Origin of the sequence: Streptomyces sp. SID13031 (assembly GCF_010548305.1) — a bacterium.
In the GTDB taxonomy this organism is placed as follows: Bacteria; Actinomycetota; Actinomycetes; order Propionibacteriales; family Kribbellaceae; genus Kribbella.
Genome location: NZ_JAAGLV010000021.1, coordinates 47,376 through 66,236, shown reverse-complemented (window position 1 = coordinate 66,236; position 18,861 = coordinate 47,376). Strand labels below are relative to the sequence as shown.

The following is an 18,861-nucleotide window of genomic DNA, read 5'->3' as shown; positions in this document are numbered from 1 at the left end:
TCAAGCCGCCTTCGGGGAGACGAAGCGCAGCAGCGCGGGCAGGGCGACGATTCCCATCACCATCATCGTCACGCCCGTGATGACCTTGAGTGTGTCGTCAGCCGGTGCCGACATCAGCTTGATCGCGGTGGCGTAGATCAGCGCGGCCACCGGTTTGTAGATCACGAACGCGGCCAGCCAGGCGATCGATCGCTTGAACCACATCATCCCCATCTCGGTGTTGGTCGCCGCGGCGGTCAGCGGCACGATCCCGATCAGCAGGATCAGCATCCCGAACCGGATGATCATCAACGCCAACTGGATCAGCCCGCTGATCACCATCAGGATGCCGATCAGGATCACCAGCGCCAGCCCGACCTGACCCTTGAGCGGGTCGGTCAGCTTGGCGTCCAGGCTGGCCTGGAAGGTGTGGCCGCCGAGTGCCTGGCCGATGATCCAGTTCGAGAACTCGTCCGAGGCCTCGATCAGCAGCGCGCTGAAGCCGGTGATGCCGGCCGACACCATCGCCATCGTGATCAGGCTCTTGAGGATGTCGCGGACCGGTTCACCGCGCTGCGAGACGGCCATCTTGATGGCGCCGAAGATCACCGCGAGCGTCGCGATGAAGGCCAGGATGTAGTACGTGTGCCCGGTGATGAAGCCGATCGTCTCGTTGCCGCGGACATCCGGCGACTCGATCTTGAGCCACAGGAAGCCGACTGCCTTCATCACCGCGACGACGGCCGCGACCACCATCGACTTGATCGCCTCGAAGATCAGCGAGAAGAAGCCGCCGATCGCCACGTTGACGGCCTTGCCGAGGTACTCGGTGATGCAGTCGTCCCAGTTCGGCGGCCACCAGCAATTGATCAGCGGGATCATCACGCGCCCCCGAACCCGACGTACCCGGTCATCGACTGCAGCAGGTCGGGCTCGACCGCGCCGTTGAAACTGCCGTCGGTCTGCAACGAGCCTTTCCAGTCACCGCCTGCCCAGACCATCGTCACCGGGATCGCGGCCACGTTCCGGTCGTCGATCCGGACGGCGACCGAGATGATCGCGCGCTGCGGCAGATAGTCGAGCACCTTGAAGGCGGTGAACTGGGCCACCTGCTTGGTCTGCCCCGGCGTCGGCGGCGTCGCCTTGCCCTCGGCCAGCGCCACTTTGAGGCCCGCGTTGTTCACGAAGCGCTGCCGCAGCACCGGCAGGGTCAGATCGGGATTGCGGATCTGGCCGAGGGTCACCAACGCGGCCAGTACCGCGCCCGTCGGCGAGTGCGCGAAGCAGGAGCGGACTCCGATGCTGTCCATCACCGCCGGCCCACCCTCCTGCTGCGTCGGGATCAACATGTCCGAGTCGAACTCCCAGGTCACCGCGGTCGGCGTCGTCCTGGGGATCCGCTGGTTCTGGCTGATGCTCTTGCAGCCGCCGACACCCGGCTTCGGGCGCGCGGTCGGCGTGCTGGTCGCAGTACCGGTCGGCTGCGGGCCGGAAGGAGTCGCCGGCGGGCCGTTGGGGTCGTCGGTGGGCTGCTCGGTGGGGACGGCGCTGGTGCTACTGGTCGGCGTCGACGGCTGGCTCGCCGGGGTGTTGCCGCCCCGGGCGAAGAGCCAGACCACCAGACACACGACCACGGCGCCGACGACGATCGCTGAGGCGACGAATCCGCGCTGCTGCCAGGCGCTGGATCCGTCGTCCCCGGCGCTGCCGTCTCCGGAATCGGAGTCAGGGTCCCGGCTGAACAGTCCCACTTGGGATCAGCCTCCGGCGGCCGGGTGGAACGGGTTGAGCAACGTCACTTGAGCGCGCCCACGAGCAGCGAGGCCGACGCGATCACGACGCAGGCCGCGAGGACCCAACCGAGCCGGGCGGCGTGCTCGCCACCCTCGCCACGGCGCTGGCCGACGGCCATCATCGCGCCGGCGATCAGGATGCCGAGGATGCAGACGGTGAAGGCGATCCAGCGGACCCAGTCGACGACCTTGAGCAGCTTCTCGGATCCGGGCGGTGGCTCGCCGCCGTTGCCCATGATCAGGTCGGGAATCAGGTGTGCCAACAGCATCATTGCGGTGGTGCCTTTCAGTAAGGGGCGGGGTAACTCGCCGGATTCGACGCGCGAAGAGCGTAGATGGACTCAAGGACTTCGAAAACCTCGTCCGGGGTGTTGTCAGGGGTGGGATCCTCCCCCCTTCGCCACTCTTCGATCCAGGGAATATCCCAGACCCTGGGGACACCGCCGCCGACGATGTCGGCGAAGTCGTCGAGAACCCTGGGCAACCGACCGCGCGCGTCGGCGATCAGCACCAGGCCGAGCACGGACACTCCCTGGACCACGCCGGAGGCCCACTCGATCGCGGCTTGCTGCGCCGCCCGCAGACCCGATCCGTGGGTCCGCGCGACCAGCACCACCGGCGTCGGCACCGGCGGCGGCGGGATCGGCCAGCGATGGCCGGACGCCCTGGTACCAGGCAGCAGTTGCGACATCGTCGTCTCGCCGGACCCGCCGTGCACGCCCACCCACCAGAGGGTGTCGGCAGCGGGGATGGCGAACTTGGGCAGCCGCTGGTCCTCAGCAGGCGCGACCACGCCGTGCTGCGGCGTCGCGGGCCCGCGCGGAGTCAGGTCCGCCGGCCGAGGTGGGCCCTGCTGAGCCTCCTGCAGAGCGGGATCCGGCTGTTGTTGCCGAGTCCACGGGTTCTGCTGCGGTTGCGTCATCGCCCCTCCTCTCGCGGCGTGTCACGGGCTGTCGCCCACAGTATTCTCTCGCTATCCGGGTGTACTGGCGTGACCCATCCACAGGCGAGGATGTTTCTACCCCCTTGTCGGGGTCAGACGAGCCGGGCCGGCTCGCGTATTGGCATGCCATCGGGCGGAAGCATGAGTTACGGGCGGACGACATGCTAGAACGGCCTGGTCGGAGAAGGTCTAACGAGGGAGTTTTGTGGCTGGAATGAGAGGTCACCGTGGCTGAGAAGGGCATTCCGTCCTGGCCGAAGGTGACGATCCGGCTGTACGACGACCACAACGCCGAGGTGAAGATCGCCGGCCGCAGTCATCCGGTGAATCACCACGACCCCCGGCAGGCGGCGATCCAGCTCGTCAGTGAGCGGGCCGCCCAGCTGGGCCGGCCGGTCAAGGCGACGGCGGTCGAGTCGGACGGCGCGTCCTGGCCGCTGATCATCCACCCGGACGGCCAGGTCGAGTCGGTCGAGATCGATCCCAAGAGCAACAAGCCGATCTGGCCGATCATCGTGGCGACCGCGCTGGCGGGCGTACTGATCGCGGCGACGGTGATCTATCTGGTCGTCCTGCGGCCGCCGTCCGACGACATCACCAAACCGACCGTGTCGCCGAAGCTCCCGGAGCTGTCCGCGCCGAGTGTCGGTCCGGACCAGTTCGCTGCGCGGCCGGTACCACCGGGCTGGACGGCCAACGCCAGCTGGACCGTGAACCTCGCGGAGGGCACCAACCCCGCCGTCTCGCCCAAAGGCACCGAGGTCGCGATCATCACGCCGGACGAGAAGATCGCCGTCTTCGACAGCAACGGCAAGGTGCTCTGGCAGGACAAGGTGCCGCGTGGCGCGGAGACTCCGGTCTACACCACTGTCGACGGCAAGTCCGTAGTGGCCGTGGTCGCGCCGGAATCCCTGTACTACTGGGCCGGTGACGGTGCCGAGGCGATCGAGCTGGAGCTGCCGAACTCGGCCGAAGTCCAGTTCTTCGGTCCGTCGCCGCTGGTCATCCTGGGCAGTGAGGGCGGCGCAAGCGTCGTATCGGGTGGCGACCTCAAGGCGCTGCCGACCCCGCGCCGGGGCAGCACCCTGCTGCTGGCCGACGGCGACAAGGCCCTGCTGGCGCGGTACAGCGGTCCGCTGTACTGGGACCAGCCCGGCAAGGACGAGGTCACCTTGACCCCTGCCAAGCCGAGAGGCGCGACGACGATCGACCACATCGTTGCCGCCAGCCCCGGTCGCGTGCTGGTGATCTGGAAGACCGCGGCCGCCGACAAGGTGATCCCGACGGTGAACACCACCGACACGGGTGCCATCGTCGCGACCTGCCCGACCGCGGCACCGAACCAGGCGGCCGGCTGGCAATGGCTGCCGGACGACACCCACAAGGTGGCTGCCTGGGGTGAGTGCATGATCAACTTCACCGCGAAGAAGACCTCGTTCTACAAGGACTTCCAGCCCCTGTCGATCACCGGCCAGACGGTCTACGGCAACACCGGGAGCGCTCTGGTCGCCGGCATACCGGCTGGGCGGTTCCGCACGTTGCCTCCGGGCACCGCGCGCCCGTGGGGTGTGGCTGGGTCGCATGCGATCGTCGTGCACGACTCGGTCCTGTACGCGCTGGACAAGAAGTGAGGAAGCGGTTGCTGGCCGGCATCGTCGGCTCGCTGCTGCTCCTGCTGCCCAGTGTCACGGCAGCAGCCGACGACGACCCGGCCCCGCGGACCTGGCCGACGATCGAGAACCCGGGCGCCAGCGGTGGTACGGCGGACGACCCGAAGCCGGCCGACTGGCCCGAGGTCGCCCAGCCCGACGCCAGCAGCACCACCAACGACCCCAAACCTCCACAGTGGCCGGCCCCCCAACAAGGCTGACCAACCTCGTGAGGCTGCTGCGCCTCACTCGTCAGGATCAGGCAAAACACGAAGGCCCGCTCTCCGAGGAGAGCGGGCCTTCGTCAGTACTACGTGAGGCTTCGCCTCAGACTGCGACGACCTCGAGGCGGACCGTGGCGGCCACGTCCGGGTGCAGCTGCACCGAGACCTGGTGCTTGCCGGTGGTCTTGATCGGCGAGCCGATCGTGATCGCCCGCTTCTCGAGCAGCGGTCCGCCAGCGGACTTGATCGCGCCGGCGATATCCGCCGGGGTGACCGAGCCGAACAGGCGACCGGTGTCGCCGGCCTTCACGTCCAGCGTGACGCCGAGCTGCTCGAGCTGGTTCTTGACCTCGCTCGCGTGCTCTTTGCCCTGGATCGCCCGGGCGTCACGCGCCCGCTTGATCGACTGGATCTGCTTCTCTGCTCCACGGGTCCAGCCGATGGCCAGACCGCGCGGTACGAGGTAGTTACGGCCGTAGCCGTCCTTGACCTCGACGATTTCGCCGGGGGCTCCGAGGCCCTCGACTTCCTGCGCAAGGATGAGCTTCATGTCTCAGACCTCCCTCAGCGAGCGGTGCTCGTGTAAGGCAGCAGAGCCACCTCGCGAGCGTTCTTGATAGCGGTTGCGACATCGCGCTGGTGCTGGACGCAGTTGCCCGTCACCCGACGCGCGCGGATCTTGCCGCGGTCGGAGATGAACTTGCGCAGCAAGCCGGTGTCTTTGTAATCGACGTACGTTGCCTTGTCCTTGCAGAAGCCGCAAACCTTCTTCTTGGGCTTCCGAATGATCTTGGCCATTGTGGTGCTCCGTTCCTACTCCTAGAGCCCGGCGACTGCCGGAATGGTCACTCGGTACAACAGTCCTGCGACGAGATCAGAACGGAGGCTCTTCCATCGAGCCGCCGCCACTCTGGCCTGCCCAGGGGTCGTTCTGCGGGGCGGCCTGGCCGCCACCGCCACCACCACCACCACTGGCTCCGCCACCGGCGGCCGGGGTCGCCCACGGGTCGTTCTGCGGGGCGCCGCCACCTTGGTTGCCGCCGAAGCCGCCACCCTGGTTGCCGCCGCCGCCACCGAAACCGCCGCCTTGGTTACCGCCACCGCCGCCACCGAAGCCGCCGCCGTCACCACCGGAGCGCGTCGTCTTGGTGATCTTCGCGGTCGCATACTTCATGCTCGCGCCGATCTCCTCGACATCACACTCGAAGACGGTGCGCTTGTTGCCGTCGCGATCGTCGTAGCTTCGTGCCTTCAGACGACCGTGGACGACTACCCGCGCGCCGCGGGTCAGTGACTCGGCGACGTTCTCGGCGACCTGGCGCCAGACAGCGCACGAGATGAAGAGGGTTTCCCCGTCCTTCCACTCGTTGCTCTGCCGGTCCAGCGTGCGCGGAGTACAGGCGACGGTGAAGTTCGCCACCGCGGCCCCCGACGGTGTGAACCGGAGCTCCGGATCTCCCGTCAGGTTCCCGATCAACGTGATGGGTGGTTCACCGGCCATGACAACTCCTCCTGTACAGCGGACGTTGAGTGGTGTGACGACGCCAGACCACCTGACGCCCCAGGGATCAGTGCTGGTCCGGGCGGATGACCTTGGTGCGCAGGATCGACTCGTTCAGCGTGAGCTGACGGTCGAGTTCCTTCACGACTGCCGGGGTGGCGGTCAGGTCGATGATGGCGTAAATGCCCTCAGACTTCTTCTTGACGTCATAGGCCAGCTTGCGCCGGCCCCAGATGTCGAGCTTCTCGACCGTGCCACCTTCCTTGCGGACGATGTTCAGGTACGTGTCGAGGGACGGTTCGACGGTGCGCTCTTCGAGCTCAGGGTCGAGGATCACCATGACTTCATAACGACGCATGCGCGAACTCCACCTCCTTCGGACTTTGGCGGCCACGGTCTTTCCGTGGCAGGAGGGCGATGCGGTGCGCTCACCGCCGACAATCGCCGTCGGCGCCGAGCTGGGTCAAGCAGTAAGCCCGGTCGAAGGACCGGGCCCACGCCAACAGAATACCAGCGCTTGGACGTGCCCTTGACCACTATCCACAGGCCAGTTTCCCGGCGGGTCGGCATCACTGGCGCCCCAGCAGCCTCGCCAGCAACCCGCGCTTCACCGGCTGGGCACCGTCGCCATCGCCATCGCCGTCTTCCTCGAGCTCGTCGTCGTCCTCATCGTCATCCTCGTCCTCGCCGACCACGAGCAGGTCGATGTGGATCGCCAGCAGACGGCCGTCCCCGTCCAGCGTGCTCAGCACCGGGTAGACCCCGTCACCCCAGCCCGAATGGGCCAGGACGACGTTCTCCCCCGCGGTGGCGGCGGGCATCACGATGTTCGCGCTGCCTGCGATCAGGTGCTCAGCCGAGTCCATCAGCGAGAACCAGCTGTCGTCCGTACCGTTGTCGAAAACCCCCTCGTACCAGTCGTCAGCCGGCATCGCGGCCCTGACCGCCTCGGCGTCCACGAAGCCCACCGTGCCCGCGTCCACGCCGACCGCGAGCCACTCGCCGTCCTCCAGCGTCTGGTCCGCGCCGGTCGCCGTGCCCAGGGATACGGCCTCCCCGTCGGTCAGAACAACGCTCAGGTACGCCTCGCGCAGGTGGCTCCCGTCCTGCTCATCGGACACATCCGCCACCGTCACCCGGACCGGGTGGTCGCCCGGTGGGATGTCGACGACGGCACCCTCGCCCAGATTCACGAACGGGTCGCAGGCCTCGAGCCGGCCGCTCGGGACGCGCAGGATGCCCAGGTCGTGCACCGTCAGGGTCCAGGTGTCCTCACCGACCAGGACAGGGCCGGGCTTCAGCGCGCGGAAGGTCTCTGCTGTTGGCATGCGGCAAGGCTAGGACCGGCCACCGACAGCGCAGTACAGCGGCTTTGTCCTGGCGGTCGTACCGCGGGATTGCGGGACTGTCGGCGGGCGGTCTTAGGGTGTCGGCATGAGCTTGAAACTGGGTGCGCACGTCGAGCAGAACGACCCGCTGGCGGAGGCTGCCGACCGGGGAGCCGAGGTGGTTCAGTTCTTTCTCGGTGACCCGCAGGACTACAAGGCCCCGAAGGTGGCCTACGCCGACGGCGCCGAGGCGCTGAAGGTGCGGGCGGAGGCGGAGGGGATCGACCTCTTCGTGCACGCTCCGTACCGGCTGAACGTCGCGACGCTCAACAACCGGATCCGGATCCCCAGCCGCAAGCTGCTGCAGCAGACGCTCGACAAGGCGGCCGAGATCGGCGCCAAGGGCGTCATCGTGCACGGCGGGCACGTCGGTGAGGACGACGACCCCGAGGCAGGGTTCGACAACTGGCGCAAGTGCATCGAGCGCGCGGAGCTGCCGGTGCCGCTGCTGATCGAGAACACCGCGGGCGGCGAGAACGCGATGGCGCGCAAGCTGGAGCGGATCGCCCGGCTGTGGGACGCGGTGCAGAGCTCCGGCAACGAGCACGTCGACCGGGTCGGCTTCTGCCTCGACACCTGCCACTTCCACGCGGCCGGCGAGGACCTGCCGACGGTGGTGGAGAGAGTGGTCGCGATCACCGGCCGGATCGACCTGGTGCATGCGAACGGCTCGCGGGACGCGTTCGGCTCGGGCGCGGACCGGCACAGCAACTTCGAAGAGGGCGAGATCGACCCGGCCGAGATCGTCGCGGTGGTGAAGGCCGCCGACGCACCGGTCGTCGTCGAGACCCCCAACGGCGACCACGGTCAGAAGGCCGACATCGACTACCTCCGGTCACACCTGAAGTAGTTACTGCCCCGCGTCGGAGGGCGCGTGGTCCGCGGGCGGCCGGTTCAGGTTGTGCAGCCAGTAGGTGATGCCCCACGGCAGCACGAGCGCCAGGCCGCCGGTCTCCCGGGACGGAATGAAGATGTCGGCGCCCACTGCGACGACGAGGCAGACGGTCGAGAGCTGGAAGAGGCTCGCGCGCCCAACCTGGGTGCCCAGCGTGACTCGCCCCAGAGCGCAGCCGACGTACAGCGTCGCCAACGCCAGCATGCAGAGCGCCGCCAGCGTGACTCCCACCCAGGCCGCGGGCCGGTAGCTGTCGGCCGATTTGGTGATATCAGAGACCAGGAAGACCCCGACGAAAACGGTCAGCACCGCGCAAGCCCACAGCACACGGACGGTGGTGCGCTGAGCGCGCTCGGGATCAGGTTCGGCAACAGCCATGCGCCGGACGCTACCGCAGACCGCCAAGCCGCCCGCGCACCAGCAGCACGCAAGAATGCCCCGATGGAGACCTGGGCCCAGCAGTTTCCCCACTTGTACGCTCCGAGCCACTGGGCCGAGGGTGGGGTCGATCTCCAGTTCGGGACCGAGCAGCCACCGGACGAGCTGATCGGCAAGGCACATGTGGTCGGCCGGACCGAGGGCGGCATCGTCGTCTGCCAGAACGACCGGGGCTGGCGCTTCCTGCCCGGTGGCACCCGTGAGCCGGATGAAACGATCGAGCACCTCGTGCGACGCGAGGTGCGCGAGGAGGCTGGCGCCCGGGTCACCGGCCCCTTGATCTGGCTCGGCGGGCACCGCGCCCACCAACGCCGGCCCGAACCGTACCGGCCGCATCTCCCGCATCCGGTCTCGTACTGGGCGAACTACGTCGTCGACGTGACGGTCGACGGCAACCCGAGCAATCCCGACGACGCCGAGCAGGTGATCGAGGTGCTCGTGCTGCCGCCCGATGAGGCGATCACCTACCTCGACGCCAGGGACGACAACAACGGCGTGATGGCCGGCCTGGTCAGACTGGCTCAGGCAATGGGGCTGGTCTAGCTGACTTCCACGGCAGTACGAACGCGCTGACCAGGCACAGCGCACCAGCGACCCAGATCGCCGTACGGAGGCCCATCGGTAGCGCCAGTACTGCGCCCGCCACGGCCGACAACGCGGCCAGCAGGGACACCTGCACCGGATGGCATCGGCCGATCCTAGGAGCAGCCACCGACAGATTCGCCGGCGCCGGTTTCGTCAGCGGAGGTTGAGGCCGCCGTCCAGCAGGATCACTTCGCCGGTGAGGTAGTGATGGGCGGCGATGGTGGCGATCAGGTCGGCGACGTCTGATGGTTGGGCGGCTCGGCGCATGGGGCTGTTGGTTTTCCACAGCTCCTGTGCCGCGGTCCAGTCGGCTGTCATCGGGGTATCCACAAGCCCGGGCGCAACGGCGTTCACCCGTACTTCGGGGCCGAGCGCGGCGGCGAGCAGCTTCGTCACGTGGTTCAGGGCTGCCTTGCTGGCGGCATAGGCGACCGAGCTGCCTTTCGGCCGTACGCCCGCGTGGCTGGTCACATTGACGATTGATCCTCGCGACTCGCGGAGGGCGGGAAGAGCTGCAGTGCAGAGCAGCCAGGGGGCGATCAGGTTGACCTCCAGCAAACGCCGCCAGTCTGCGGCAGTCAGGCCGTCGAGGTCTGCATGCGGTACTGGCCAGCTGATGCCGGCGTTGTTCACCAGTACGTCGAGTCGCCCGTGTGCGGCGAGCACCTGTGGCACCAGTGCGGTCGCCTCGTCCTCCTGCTCGAGGCCGGCCTGCAGGTAGGTCCCACCCAGTTCCGCGGCCAGCGCGAGTCCCGCGTCGCGACTACTGCGCGAGTGGATCACCACTGTCATCCCGTCGGCGGCGAGGCGCCGCGCTGTCGCCTCCCCGATTCCAGAGGTCGACCCAGTCACCAACGCCACTGTCTGCATGACCACACCCTAGAAACACCACCGGTACTGACCAGGGCCCGGCGTCAGGCGCGGTAGCGCAGGCCGTCCATCAGCAGGTCGAGCAGGCGACCCGCCTGCTCGCGGTTGGAGCTCGCGGCCAGCGCGACTCCACTCAGGCTCATCAGCACATCGTCAGCAGCGAAGTCCGGACGGATCTCGCCCGCCGCGGCGGCAGCCTCCAGCAACGGCTGGATCGCGCCGGTCAGCAGCTCGAAGCTGTGTGCATACGGATCCGCGCCGGACGCGATCAGCGCCCGCAGCGCATCCGCCATCCCGATCTTGCGGCTCATGAAATCGACGAAGCGATCCATCCAAGCTCGGGTCGCCTCGACCGGCGGCATCGCGGCGAGCAGCTCGGGCGCAGCGGTGCAGACCACGGCCAGCTCGTTGCGATAGACCGCCTCGACCAACGCCTCGCGGGTCGGGAAGTGCCGGTAGAGCGTGCCGATCCCGACGCCCGCGTTCTTGGCGATGCCTTCGAGCGTCGCCTCCAGGCCGCACTCGGAGAAAGCTTTGCCCGCGGCATCGAGCAGCAGGTCGCGGTTGCGCTGGGCGTCCGCACGCAGCGGCCGCTCACTCGTCGCCCCCATCCTGCTCCCCCTCTCGACCCCTGACCGGAACCACGAACCTAGCCGACGCCCTCGCCGGCTTGTGAAACGGAGGCTCCTCCGATTCATTGGAGATCTACCGGAGGATCCTCCGGTTAAGTCTAGCTCGACCTCAGGACAGGAACAGTCGGATGAGCATCGGCGGCCGGCACTTCGAGGACAACGAGGCGCTCCCCCACGTCGCACCGGCCGACGGGGTTGCCGCGCACGCCCTCGATCCGGCGATCGCCACCCGGCCCTGGGAGGTTTCGCTCGACCTGCTGCTCAGCTGAGCAGAGCTATTTCTTACCGGAGTTAATTATCGTACGGTCCCTCTATCTGCCCCCGATGGAGGGACCGCCCCGATGATCTCCACTCGTGTACTGCGAATCGCCCTGGCGCTGCCGCTGCTCGCAGCGCTCTCACCGGGCACCACCGCCGAAGCCAAGACCACCACTGAGGCCAAGACCAGCTTCACCAAACCCTTCATGGGCTGGAGCAGCTGGAGCAACCAGTCGACCACCCGAGCGACGTACGGCACGGCCTGGCTGACCGAGGCGCACATCAAGGACGCCGCCGACGCGGTGGCGACCAAGCTGAAGTCGGCCGGCTACAGCTACATCAACATCGACGCCGGCTGGAACGCGACGATGGCGTGGAGTTTCCACAGCGATGCCAACGGAATTCCGGATCCTGATCCGGCCCGGTTCCCGAGTGGGATCAGCGGGATCGCCGGCTACATCCATGGCAAAGGCCTGAAGGCCGGCATCTACATGGCCGCCGGGCTGGAGCAGGAGGCCTACAACAAGAGTGCGCCGATCGTCGGCACCAGTTGCACCGTCCGCGACATCGTCGTGCTGCCGCTGACGCCTACCAACAAATGGGGCGGCAACTGGAAGGTCGACTACAGCAAGCCGTGCGCGCAGCCGTACTTCAACTCGATCATCAACAAGTACGCGTCCTGGGGCGTGGACTTCCTCAAGGTCGACGGAGTGACCGCCGACAACGTGCCCGACATCCAGGCGATCTCCCAGGCGATCGACCAGTCCGGCCGCTCGATCTGGCTGACCGCCAGTGCCTGGCCGGTCGACCTTGCGGCAGGTGACGGCCTGCGCCCGTGGGCGAACGGCGTACGGATCGATACCGATGTCGAGTGCTACTGCGGTACGACGTCCACCTGGACCAGTTCGATCGATGACCGGTGGGCCGATCTGCCCAACTGGCTGAGCAAGGTCACCCCGAGCTACCTGCCCGATCTGGACTCGATGCCGATCAACAACAACACCGGTAGCGCACTCCAGGACGGACTCAACGATGCCGAGCGGCAATCGGTGATGACGTTCTGGTCGATGGCGTCGGCTCCCCTGTACGTCGGTGGCGACGTCTACTGGATGGACAACGCGGCCATCTCGATCCTGACCAACCCCGAGGTGGTCGCGCTCGACCAGGCCGCGGTGCTGCCGACCCGGATCACCGCCGGCAACTCCCAGGTCTGGAAGAAGGTCGTCAACGGCGTCACCTACGCCGCCGTCTACAACCTGGGATCGTCGGCCACCAACATCACCGTGAGCTGGAGCTCACTCGGCCTGAGTGGCAGCAAGCCCGTCCGCGACCTGGTGGCGCGGGCGGATCTGGGCAGTTTCACCAGCTCTTGGACGGCCACGAATGTGCCCGCCCACGGCTCCCGGTTGATCAGGATCGCCTGACCGGGGCGGTGGGGTGGGGGAGGTAAAAGGACAGCATTCAGCGGTCAGGTTTCCGGCTCGGCTACGGTCTGACGCCGCGGGCCGGTAACCTGACCGACCGTGAGTGACTTGAGCATCCGGACCATCTCAGCCGAGCAGCACGCCGCCTATCTGGCGGCGCAGCCTTCGGCGAGCTTCCTGCAGACCCCGGGCTGGGCGGCGGTGAAGAGCGAGTGGAAGGCCGAGTCGCTGGGCTGGTTCGATCCGGCGGCCCCGAACGATCTGCTGGGCGTCGCGCTGGTGCTCTACCGGCAGATGCCGAAGGTCAAGCGCTACCTCGCGTACCTGCCCGAGGGCCCGGTGATCGACTGGGACGCGATCGACCTCGGCCGGTACCTGCGACCGCTGGCCGCGCACGCGCAGGAGGCGGGCGCGTTCGGATTGCGGATGGGTGCGCCGGTACCGACCCGGCGCTGGTCGGCCAAGACGATCAAGGACGCGATCGCCGGTGGGCAGCAGCCCAAGCTCGGCGACGTCCGGCCGGATGTGATCGAGCCGTCCGGCGCGACCGTGTCCGCCCAGCTCCGCGCGCTCGGCTGGAAGGCCCCGAAGGTCGGCGAGGGCTTCGCCGCCGGCCAGCCGCAGTACGTCTTCCAGGTGCCGCTGGCCGGCAAGACCGAGGAGGACCTGCTGACCGGGATGAACCAGCAGTGGCGGCGCAACATCAAGAAGTCGGCCAAGCTCGGCGTCGAGGTCACCCTCGGCACACCGGAGGACCTGAAGGCCTTCCACGCGCTGTATGTCGAGACGGCCGAGCGGGATCATTTCACCCCGCGGCCGTTGCCGTACTTCGTCAAGATGTACGAGGCGATGGCGAGCCAGCCCGCCGACTGCTGCGACTTCCGGCTCTACAACGCCTACCACGAGGGCGACCTGGTCGCCTCGACGATCTGGGTCCGGGTGGGCGGTCACTCCTGGTACTCCTACGGTGCCAGCTCGACAACGAAGCGGGACGTCCGTGGATCGAATGCGATCCAGTGGCGGATGATGTCGGATGCGCTCGCTGCGGGCGCAACCGTGTACGACCTACGGGGCATCACCGACACCTTGGACCAGAACGACCCGCACGTCGGGTTGATCCAGTTCAAGGTCGGCACCGGCGGCGAAGCCGTCGAGTACGTCGGTGAGTGGGATCTGCCGTTGAACAAGGCGCTCTACACCGCATTCGACCTCTACATGAGACGGCGATGACAACATGCCCCTGATCCTGCACATCGATTCCGATCGATGGCGCGACCATCTACGTTCCACGTGGAACCCCGACATCGTCCCGGTCGCCAAGGGCAACGGGTACGGCGTCGGCAACACCCGGCTGCTGGCCGAGTCGCGCGCCCTCGGTGCCCGGACGGTCGCGGTCGGGACGTACAACGAGGTCCCGCCCGACTTCAAGGACGACGTCGTGGTGCTCACGCCGTGGCGGCCGTTCCTGGAGATCCCGCAGGGCAAGAACGTCATCCACACGGTCAGCCGGCTGGCCGACCTGGTCTCGATCCCGGCCGGCAGCCGGGTCCTGATCGAGGTCCAGACGTCGATGCGCCGGCACGGGATCGGCGCCCGCGAGCTGCGGCACACGATGCTGCTGAACGCACTGGACCGGATCAAGTTCGAAGGCTGGTCGCTGCACTTCCCGATGGGCGCGGGCGGTACGTCCGCGAACATCAGGGAGGCTCAGGAGCTCGGTCGCGCGGCCCGGGCGGTTCGCAACGGACCGCTGTGGGTGTCGCACGTACCGTCCCAGAAACTCGCGGACATCGGCGAGAACGTGTTGCTCCGGATGGGGACCGGCCTCTGGCTCGGTGACCGCGGCGCCTTCACCGTGCGCGCGACGGTCCTCGACGTGCACTCGGTCCGCCGTGGCGAGCGCGTCGGCTACCGGCAGCGCCGCGTCGCCGGTGACGGGCACATCCTGGTCGTCTCGGGTGGTACCGCGCATGGTGTCGGCCTGGAGGCTCCCACCGCGGCGGCGACCGTCCGGCAGCGCGCGATCGCGATGGCCAAGGGCAGTCTGGACGCCGCCGGGATGGCGTTGTCGCCGTTCACGATCGAGGGCAAGCAGCGCTGGTTCGCCGAGCCGCCGCACATGCAGGCGAGCATGCTCTTCCTGCCGTCCTCGGTGGCCCCGCCGGCCGTCGGCGACGAGGTCGGCGTCGACGTCCGCTTCACCACCACGGTGTTCGACAAGATTTCGATGGACTGAACTGCTCAAGGGAAGGAAGGGGAAGATGGCGGTCACCCCGCCCAAGGTGACCGCCGAGCTCTTGACTTCAGGTGCACCTGAAGTTGGAGCGTTGCTCCTATGGGTGAACAAACGCTTCTCGAGGCGCTCCGACTCGCGCCTGGTGACACCTGCGTAGACGTGGGCTGTGGCGACGGGACTGCGGTCGCCGACCTGACCGATGCACACCTCAAGACGATCGGCGTGGACTCAGATCCCGCTGCGATCGCCATCGCGCGAGCCCGTACGCCGGACGCCGTGTTTCACGTGGCACCATCCGACGACCTGCCGCTCGAGGACGAATCGGTCGACGGCTACCACGCCGCCCGCCTCTTCCACCTGCTGGCCGACCCCCGTCCCACCATCACCGAGGCCCGGCGCGTACTACGCCCTGCCGGGCGCATAGTGCTGGTCGGCCAGGACTACGGATTCCTCTTGCTCCACAGCGATGACCCAGACCTGACCGATGTCGTCGAGCTGGGTCTCGAGTCGAGATCGGTGGCGCCACGGGCGGCGCGTGGATTCCGCGACCTGCTCCTCGACGCCGGCTTCCACGATGTCGAGGTCGTCGTCCACACCGAGGTGGTCACTGACCATCGGCGGCTGGCCGACCAGTTGGCCGAAGCCGCGACGGCCGCGGTCGACAAGGCGCTGATCACCCGGGCCGATGCCGACGGCTGGCTCGCCGAGCAAGCGGACCGGGGCCGCCGCGGTCGCTTCCTCGCAGTGGCCCCGACCCTGCAGGTCTCAGGCACTCGCTAGCTGTAGCGACCTCCGGCGAGGGACCAGCACGGCGACGAGCGTGCCGACGGACAACACGATGGCGAAGCCGATCATCGTCGGCTTCAGGTCGAAATGCCGGATGAACAGGCTGAAGGCGATCGACGGCAGGCCCATGCCGAAGTACGAGATCACGAAGAACGCGGCCAGTACCCCGGCCCGCGAGGCGGGTTCGGCGGCTTTGGCGGCTTGGGTGACGCTGCTCTTGAAGAGCAGGCCCGCACCGGCGCCTGCCAGCCCTGCTCCGAGGAACACCAGCCAGAACGAGGCGTGGTAGAGCGACACCGCCGTGAGCGCCAGGCCGATCGGGAACAGGGCGGTGCCGATCGCCAGGATCTTGGGCAGCGCGAGCTTGCCGAGGGCGAGCTGCCCGACTGCCGAGGCCGCGAACGCAACGAACGGCGCCAGCCCGGCGACGAAGTACGAGCTGATGCCGAGCTGGCCGCGGACGATGATCGCGCCGAGCGACGAGAAGAGTCCCATCAGGGCGAAGGCGAAGAACCCGACGCCGGCGGCCGCGCCGAACACCGCGTGCTGGCCGGGCCTGACCGCGAACCGCACCGGCCGGTCCCGCTCCGCCAGTTCGGTGTCGACGGTCTCCGGGCTGGCCAGCACGAACCCGAGGAAGATCGCCATCAACGCCCCGAACACCAGGTAGCTCGTGTGCAAGGGACCGGGCAGCCACTGCGCGAAGGCGCCCGCGACCAGCGGACCCAGCGCGAGACCGCCCAGGTTCGCAGCGGTCGCGACCAGGCCCGGGAAGGCCGACCGAGCCTCGGCCGGGCGCGCCTCGGCGTACAGGTCGGCGAGGTAGGCGGTGGCGGTCGAGGCCATCAGCCCGACGGCGACGCCGGTCAGCACCCGGCCGATGAGTAGGCCGGGCAGCGCCGGCCACGCGGCGAGCACGATGGCGGCAAGGATCCCGGTCAGTAGCGCGGGCACGATGATCCGGCGGCGGCCCAGCCGGTCGGACAGGTGACCGAGCCAGCGGAAACTGGTGGCCGTTCCGACGACCAGCACGGCGAAATGTCGTCTCTTTCCAGTCAACGGCCGCCCTGATCCGCGCACTACCAGCTTTCCTGGGTCGGATTCAGATCATTTCCAGCTCCGGCGGAGATACTGAGGAGATGGAACTGCGGCATCTGAGGCATTTCGTGGCGCTCGCGGAGGAGCGGAACTTCACCCGGGCCGCGGCGCGCGAGCTCATCGTCCAGTCGGGTCTGTCGACCTCGATCCGGGCGCTGGAGAAGGAGGTCGGCGCGCTGCTGTTCGTCCGCGGTACGAGGCCGGTCCGGTTGACGGCTGAAGGAACCGCGCTGCTGCCGGCCGCCCGGCACACGCTGGACGCGGCCGATGCGGCCCAGCAGGCAGTGCAGGACGCGCACGGAGTGCTGGCTGGCCAGCTCCGGATCGGGGCGCTGCAGACGAGTGGGCATCGGCTGCCGTTCTCGTCCTGGCTGGCGGCCTTCGCGCTGGCGCACCCGCGGGTGAACATCTCGGTGCAGCAGTTGCCGGGGATGCAGATGGTGGACCTGGTCCTGGACGGACGACTCGACTGCGCGCTGGTCTCGTTGCCGACGGCCCGGGTCGCCGGTCTGGAGGTGGTGCCGCTGGCCGCCGAGCCGATCGTGCTGATCGCGGCGAAGGACCATCCGCTCGCGCAAGCCGACTCGGTCACGCTCGAGCAGCTGGCCGATGAGCGCTTCGTCGAACCGCCCGCGCAGTGGGCCATCCGGACCGTGATCGACGACGCGTTCCGGACCGCCGGCCTCAGCCGGCGGATCGCCTGCGAGGTGAACGAGTGGACGATGGTGCTCGAGCTGGTCGCGGCGGGCGTCGGCGTGACCCTGGCGCCGACCGGATTCGACCTGGCACCACGAGTCGCCGCGGCCATCCGGCTGATCCCGTTGGCCGGGATCGAGCTGACCCGCCGTCTCGATCTCGTGCTGCCCCAGGGTCACGCCGCCAGCCCGGCCGCGCGACGTTTCCGCTCGTACGTCCACGCGACCTGACCGGGGATCGGACTGTCAGATCGGACCGTCAGGCGGACTTGAGGCCGCCCCGCCAGCGAACCGTCGGGAGCAGCGCGTCCAGGTTCACCCGGTCCTTGTGCTCGGCAACGATCGGGAACAGCGACTCGATCAGCGTCTCCGAGAGCAGGTGCGGTCGCAGGCCGAGGCCGACCAGGCCGGTGTGCTTGACGTTGTAGTAGTGCTCCGGCTGCTCGACCCGCGGGTTCTCCAGGTGGTCGATCTGGACCGGACCGGGGAAGCACTCAGCCACCTGTTGGGCGATCTCGCTGACCGAGCAGCTCTCCGTCATCTGGTTGAAGACGCGGAACTCACCGACATCCGCCGGGTTCTCCACCGCGAGCCGGATGCACTCGATCGTGTCCCGGATGTCCAGCAGGCCACGGGTCTGCCCGCCGGTGCCGTAGACGGTCAACGGCTCGCCGAGCACGGCCTGGATGACGAAGCGGTTGAGCACAGTGCCGAACACCGCGTCGTAGTCGAACCGCGTCGCCAGCCGTGGATCCAGCACGGTCTGCGGCGTCTGCTGGCCGTAGACCACACCCTGGTTGAGGTCGGTGACGCGCAGGCCCCAGACCCGGCAGCCGAACTCCAGGTTGTGCGAGTCGTGCACCTTGCTCAGGTGGTAGAACGACCCCGGCTTCTTCGGGTAGAGCATCCGGTCCTTGCGACCGTTGTGCTCGATCTCGAGCCAGCCTTCCTCGATGTCGATGTTGGGCGTCCCGTACTCACCCATCGTGCCCAGCTTGACCAGGTGGATGCCGGGGTCGAGCTCGGCGATGGCGTACATCAGGTTGAGCGTGCCGACCACGTTGTTCTGCTGGGTGTAGACGGCGTGCTGCCGGTCGATCATCGAGTACGGCGCGGCGCGCTGCTCGGCGAAGTGCACGATCGCCTCGGGCTTGAACTCGCGCAGCACCCGATAGACGAAGTCGGCGTCGCACAGATCACCGGTGTACGCCGTGATCTGCTGCCCGGAGACCTCCTGCCAGGCGGCGACCCGGGTATCGAGATCTTCGATCGGGACCAGACTGTCGACACCGAGCTCGCGGTCGTAACCACGCCGCGCGAAGTTGTCCAGCACCGCTGTCTGATGTCCGCTGTCGGACAGATGCAGTGCTGTCGGCCACCCCAGGTAACCGTCACCACCCAGCACGAGAACACGCACGGATCGAACCGCCTTCCGGACCGGAAATTGCCTTTGTCCTGTCCTGTGTA

At 67.9% G+C, this 18,861-nt stretch carries 25 protein-coding genes; 10 read left to right on the top strand and 15 right to left on the bottom strand.

Annotation, left to right across the window (positions count from 1 at the left end):
* From G3I17_RS32820 to G3I17_RS32805, 4 genes are read right to left on the bottom strand one after another with little or no spacing between them, the layout of a single operon-like run.
* Entirely contained in the window at positions 1 to 861 is an 861-nt protein-coding gene (locus G3I17_RS32820) for a hypothetical protein (RefSeq protein WP_164601926.1), read from the bottom strand.
* Positions 861 to 1,730, bottom strand: coding sequence for a hypothetical protein (locus G3I17_RS32815; RefSeq protein ID WP_164601924.1), 870 nt, complete (start codon positions 1,728 to 1,730; stop codon positions 861 to 863). Before G3I17_RS32815 ends, G3I17_RS32820 begins: the two co-directional genes overlap by 1 nt.
* A gap of 44 nt (positions 1,731 to 1,774) precedes the next feature.
* On the bottom strand, positions 1,775 to 2,044 hold the full coding sequence (locus G3I17_RS32810) for a TrbC/VirB2 family protein (protein WP_164601922.1): 270 nt from the start codon (positions 2,042 to 2,044) through the stop codon (positions 1,775 to 1,777).
* Positions 2,045 to 2,058: 14 nt separating this feature from the next.
* Complete coding sequence (locus tag G3I17_RS32805; RefSeq protein ID WP_164601920.1) at positions 2,059 to 2,694, bottom strand: DUF6668 family protein; 636 nt, start codon at positions 2,692 to 2,694, stop codon at positions 2,059 to 2,061.
* A gap of 248 nt (positions 2,695 to 2,942) precedes the next feature.
* Here G3I17_RS32805 and G3I17_RS32800 point away from each other — a divergent pair, with 248 nt between their 5' ends.
* Together G3I17_RS32800 and G3I17_RS32795 are read left to right on the top strand one after the other, a co-directional pair.
* Positions 2,943 to 4,346, top strand: coding sequence for a hypothetical protein (locus G3I17_RS32800; RefSeq protein ID WP_164601918.1), 1,404 nt, complete (start codon positions 2,943 to 2,945; stop codon positions 4,344 to 4,346).
* Entirely contained in the window at positions 4,343 to 4,585 is a 243-nt protein-coding gene (locus G3I17_RS32795) for a hypothetical protein (RefSeq protein ID WP_164601916.1), read from the top strand. Before G3I17_RS32800 ends, G3I17_RS32795 begins: the two co-directional genes overlap by 4 nt.
* Before the next feature lie 106 nt (positions 4,586 to 4,691).
* Here G3I17_RS32795 and rplI read toward each other — a convergent pair whose 3' ends face one another.
* The 5 genes from rplI to G3I17_RS32770 form a co-directional block, all read right to left on the bottom strand.
* Positions 4,692 to 5,138, bottom strand: a complete 447-nt coding sequence (rplI, locus tag G3I17_RS32790) for a 50S ribosomal protein L9 (protein ID WP_164601914.1) — start codon at positions 5,136 to 5,138, stop codon at positions 4,692 to 4,694.
* A 14-nt stretch (positions 5,139 to 5,152) separates the two neighbouring features.
* Positions 5,153 to 5,386 (bottom strand): 30S ribosomal protein S18, encoded by a 234-nt coding sequence (gene rpsR, locus G3I17_RS32785; RefSeq protein ID WP_020390880.1) that lies wholly within the window; start codon positions 5,384 to 5,386, stop codon positions 5,153 to 5,155.
* A 76-nt stretch (positions 5,387 to 5,462) separates the two neighbouring features.
* A complete protein-coding gene (locus G3I17_RS32780) occupies positions 5,463 to 6,089 on the bottom strand; it encodes a single-stranded DNA-binding protein (protein ID WP_164601912.1) in 627 nt (208 codons plus the stop codon).
* A 67-nt stretch (positions 6,090 to 6,156) separates the two neighbouring features.
* Positions 6,157 to 6,447: a 30S ribosomal protein S6 gene (rpsF, locus tag G3I17_RS32775; protein WP_164601910.1), complete on the bottom strand. Its 291-nt coding sequence runs from the start codon at positions 6,445 to 6,447 to the stop codon at positions 6,157 to 6,159.
* Between the two features lie 211 nt (positions 6,448 to 6,658).
* Positions 6,659 to 7,417 (bottom strand): DUF4241 domain-containing protein, encoded by a 759-nt coding sequence (locus G3I17_RS32770; RefSeq protein WP_164601908.1) that lies wholly within the window; start codon positions 7,415 to 7,417, stop codon positions 6,659 to 6,661.
* A 106-nt stretch (positions 7,418 to 7,523) separates the two neighbouring features.
* On the opposite strand from G3I17_RS32770, the gene G3I17_RS32765 reads away from it, so the two are divergent.
* On the top strand, positions 7,524 to 8,327 hold the full coding sequence (locus tag G3I17_RS32765) for a deoxyribonuclease IV (protein ID WP_164601906.1): 804 nt from the start codon (positions 7,524 to 7,526) through the stop codon (positions 8,325 to 8,327).
* On the opposite strand, the gene G3I17_RS32760 is transcribed toward G3I17_RS32765, so the two are convergent.
* Positions 8,328 to 8,750 (bottom strand): hypothetical protein, encoded by a 423-nt coding sequence (locus tag G3I17_RS32760; RefSeq protein WP_164601904.1) that lies wholly within the window; start codon positions 8,748 to 8,750, stop codon positions 8,328 to 8,330.
* A 63-nt stretch (positions 8,751 to 8,813) separates the two neighbouring features.
* On the opposite strand from G3I17_RS32760, the gene G3I17_RS32755 reads away from it, so the two are divergent.
* Positions 8,814 to 9,353: an NUDIX domain-containing protein gene (locus G3I17_RS32755; RefSeq protein ID WP_164601902.1), complete on the top strand. Its 540-nt coding sequence runs from the start codon at positions 8,814 to 8,816 to the stop codon at positions 9,351 to 9,353.
* Here G3I17_RS32755 and G3I17_RS32750 read toward each other — a convergent pair.
* The 3 genes from G3I17_RS32750 to G3I17_RS32740 are packed head-to-tail and all read right to left on the bottom strand — an operon-like array spanning position 9,322 to position 10,876.
* Positions 9,322 to 9,522: a hypothetical protein gene (locus tag G3I17_RS32750; protein WP_164601900.1), complete on the bottom strand. Its 201-nt coding sequence runs from the start codon at positions 9,520 to 9,522 to the stop codon at positions 9,322 to 9,324. The genes G3I17_RS32755 and G3I17_RS32750 overlap by 32 nt on opposite strands.
* A gap of 26 nt (positions 9,523 to 9,548) precedes the next feature.
* A complete protein-coding gene (locus G3I17_RS32745; RefSeq protein ID WP_164601898.1) occupies positions 9,549 to 10,265 on the bottom strand; it encodes an SDR family oxidoreductase in 717 nt (238 codons plus the stop codon).
* Positions 10,266 to 10,309: 44 nt separating this feature from the next.
* The gene (locus G3I17_RS32740; RefSeq protein WP_164601896.1) at positions 10,310 to 10,876 is read right to left on the bottom strand and encodes a TetR/AcrR family transcriptional regulator; all 567 of its coding nucleotides are present in this window, start codon (positions 10,874 to 10,876) and stop codon (positions 10,310 to 10,312) included.
* 149 nt (positions 10,877 to 11,025) lie between these two features.
* On the opposite strand from G3I17_RS32740, the gene G3I17_RS32735 reads away from it, so the two are divergent.
* From G3I17_RS32735 to G3I17_RS32715, 5 genes are all read left to right on the top strand, one after another.
* Positions 11,026 to 11,166 (top strand): hypothetical protein, encoded by a 141-nt coding sequence (locus G3I17_RS32735; RefSeq protein ID WP_203591084.1) that lies wholly within the window; start codon positions 11,026 to 11,028, stop codon positions 11,164 to 11,166.
* Positions 11,167 to 11,238: 72 nt separating this feature from the next.
* The gene (locus tag G3I17_RS32730; protein ID WP_203591083.1) at positions 11,239 to 12,579 is read left to right on the top strand and encodes a glycoside hydrolase family 27 protein; all 1,341 of its coding nucleotides are present in this window, start codon (positions 11,239 to 11,241) and stop codon (positions 12,577 to 12,579) included.
* A 99-nt stretch (positions 12,580 to 12,678) separates the two neighbouring features.
* Complete coding sequence (locus tag G3I17_RS32725) at positions 12,679 to 13,809, top strand: peptidoglycan bridge formation glycyltransferase FemA/FemB family protein (protein WP_164601893.1); 1,131 nt, start codon at positions 12,679 to 12,681, stop codon at positions 13,807 to 13,809.
* Between the two features lie 4 nt (positions 13,810 to 13,813).
* Entirely contained in the window at positions 13,814 to 14,815 is a 1,002-nt protein-coding gene (locus G3I17_RS32720) for an alanine racemase (protein WP_164601891.1), read from the top strand.
* 99 nt (positions 14,816 to 14,914) lie between these two features.
* Positions 14,915 to 15,595 carry a methyltransferase domain-containing protein gene (locus G3I17_RS32715; RefSeq protein ID WP_164601889.1) on the top strand — a complete coding sequence of 227 codons (681 nt, stop codon included), beginning with the start codon at positions 14,915 to 14,917 and terminating at the stop codon, positions 15,593 to 15,595.
* On the opposite strand, the gene G3I17_RS32710 is transcribed toward G3I17_RS32715, so the two are convergent.
* Positions 15,581 to 16,660 carry an MFS transporter gene (locus tag G3I17_RS32710; RefSeq protein ID WP_164601888.1) on the bottom strand — a complete coding sequence of 360 codons (1,080 nt, stop codon included), beginning with the start codon at positions 16,658 to 16,660 and terminating at the stop codon, positions 15,581 to 15,583. The two genes, G3I17_RS32715 and G3I17_RS32710, sit on opposite strands and share 15 nt — an antisense overlap.
* An 80-nt stretch (positions 16,661 to 16,740) precedes the next feature.
* Here G3I17_RS32710 and G3I17_RS32705 point away from each other — a divergent pair, with 80 nt between their 5' ends.
* Positions 16,741 to 17,625, top strand: coding sequence for a LysR family transcriptional regulator (locus G3I17_RS32705; protein ID WP_164601886.1), 885 nt, complete (start codon positions 16,741 to 16,743; stop codon positions 17,623 to 17,625).
* A gap of 28 nt (positions 17,626 to 17,653) precedes the next feature.
* Here the strand turns inward: G3I17_RS32705 and G3I17_RS32700 are convergent, their stop codons facing one another.
* On the bottom strand, positions 17,654 to 18,811 hold the full coding sequence (locus G3I17_RS32700; protein WP_164601884.1) for an NAD-dependent epimerase/dehydratase family protein: 1,158 nt from the start codon (positions 18,809 to 18,811) through the stop codon (positions 17,654 to 17,656).
* Positions 18,812 to 18,861 lie beyond the last annotated feature (50 nt).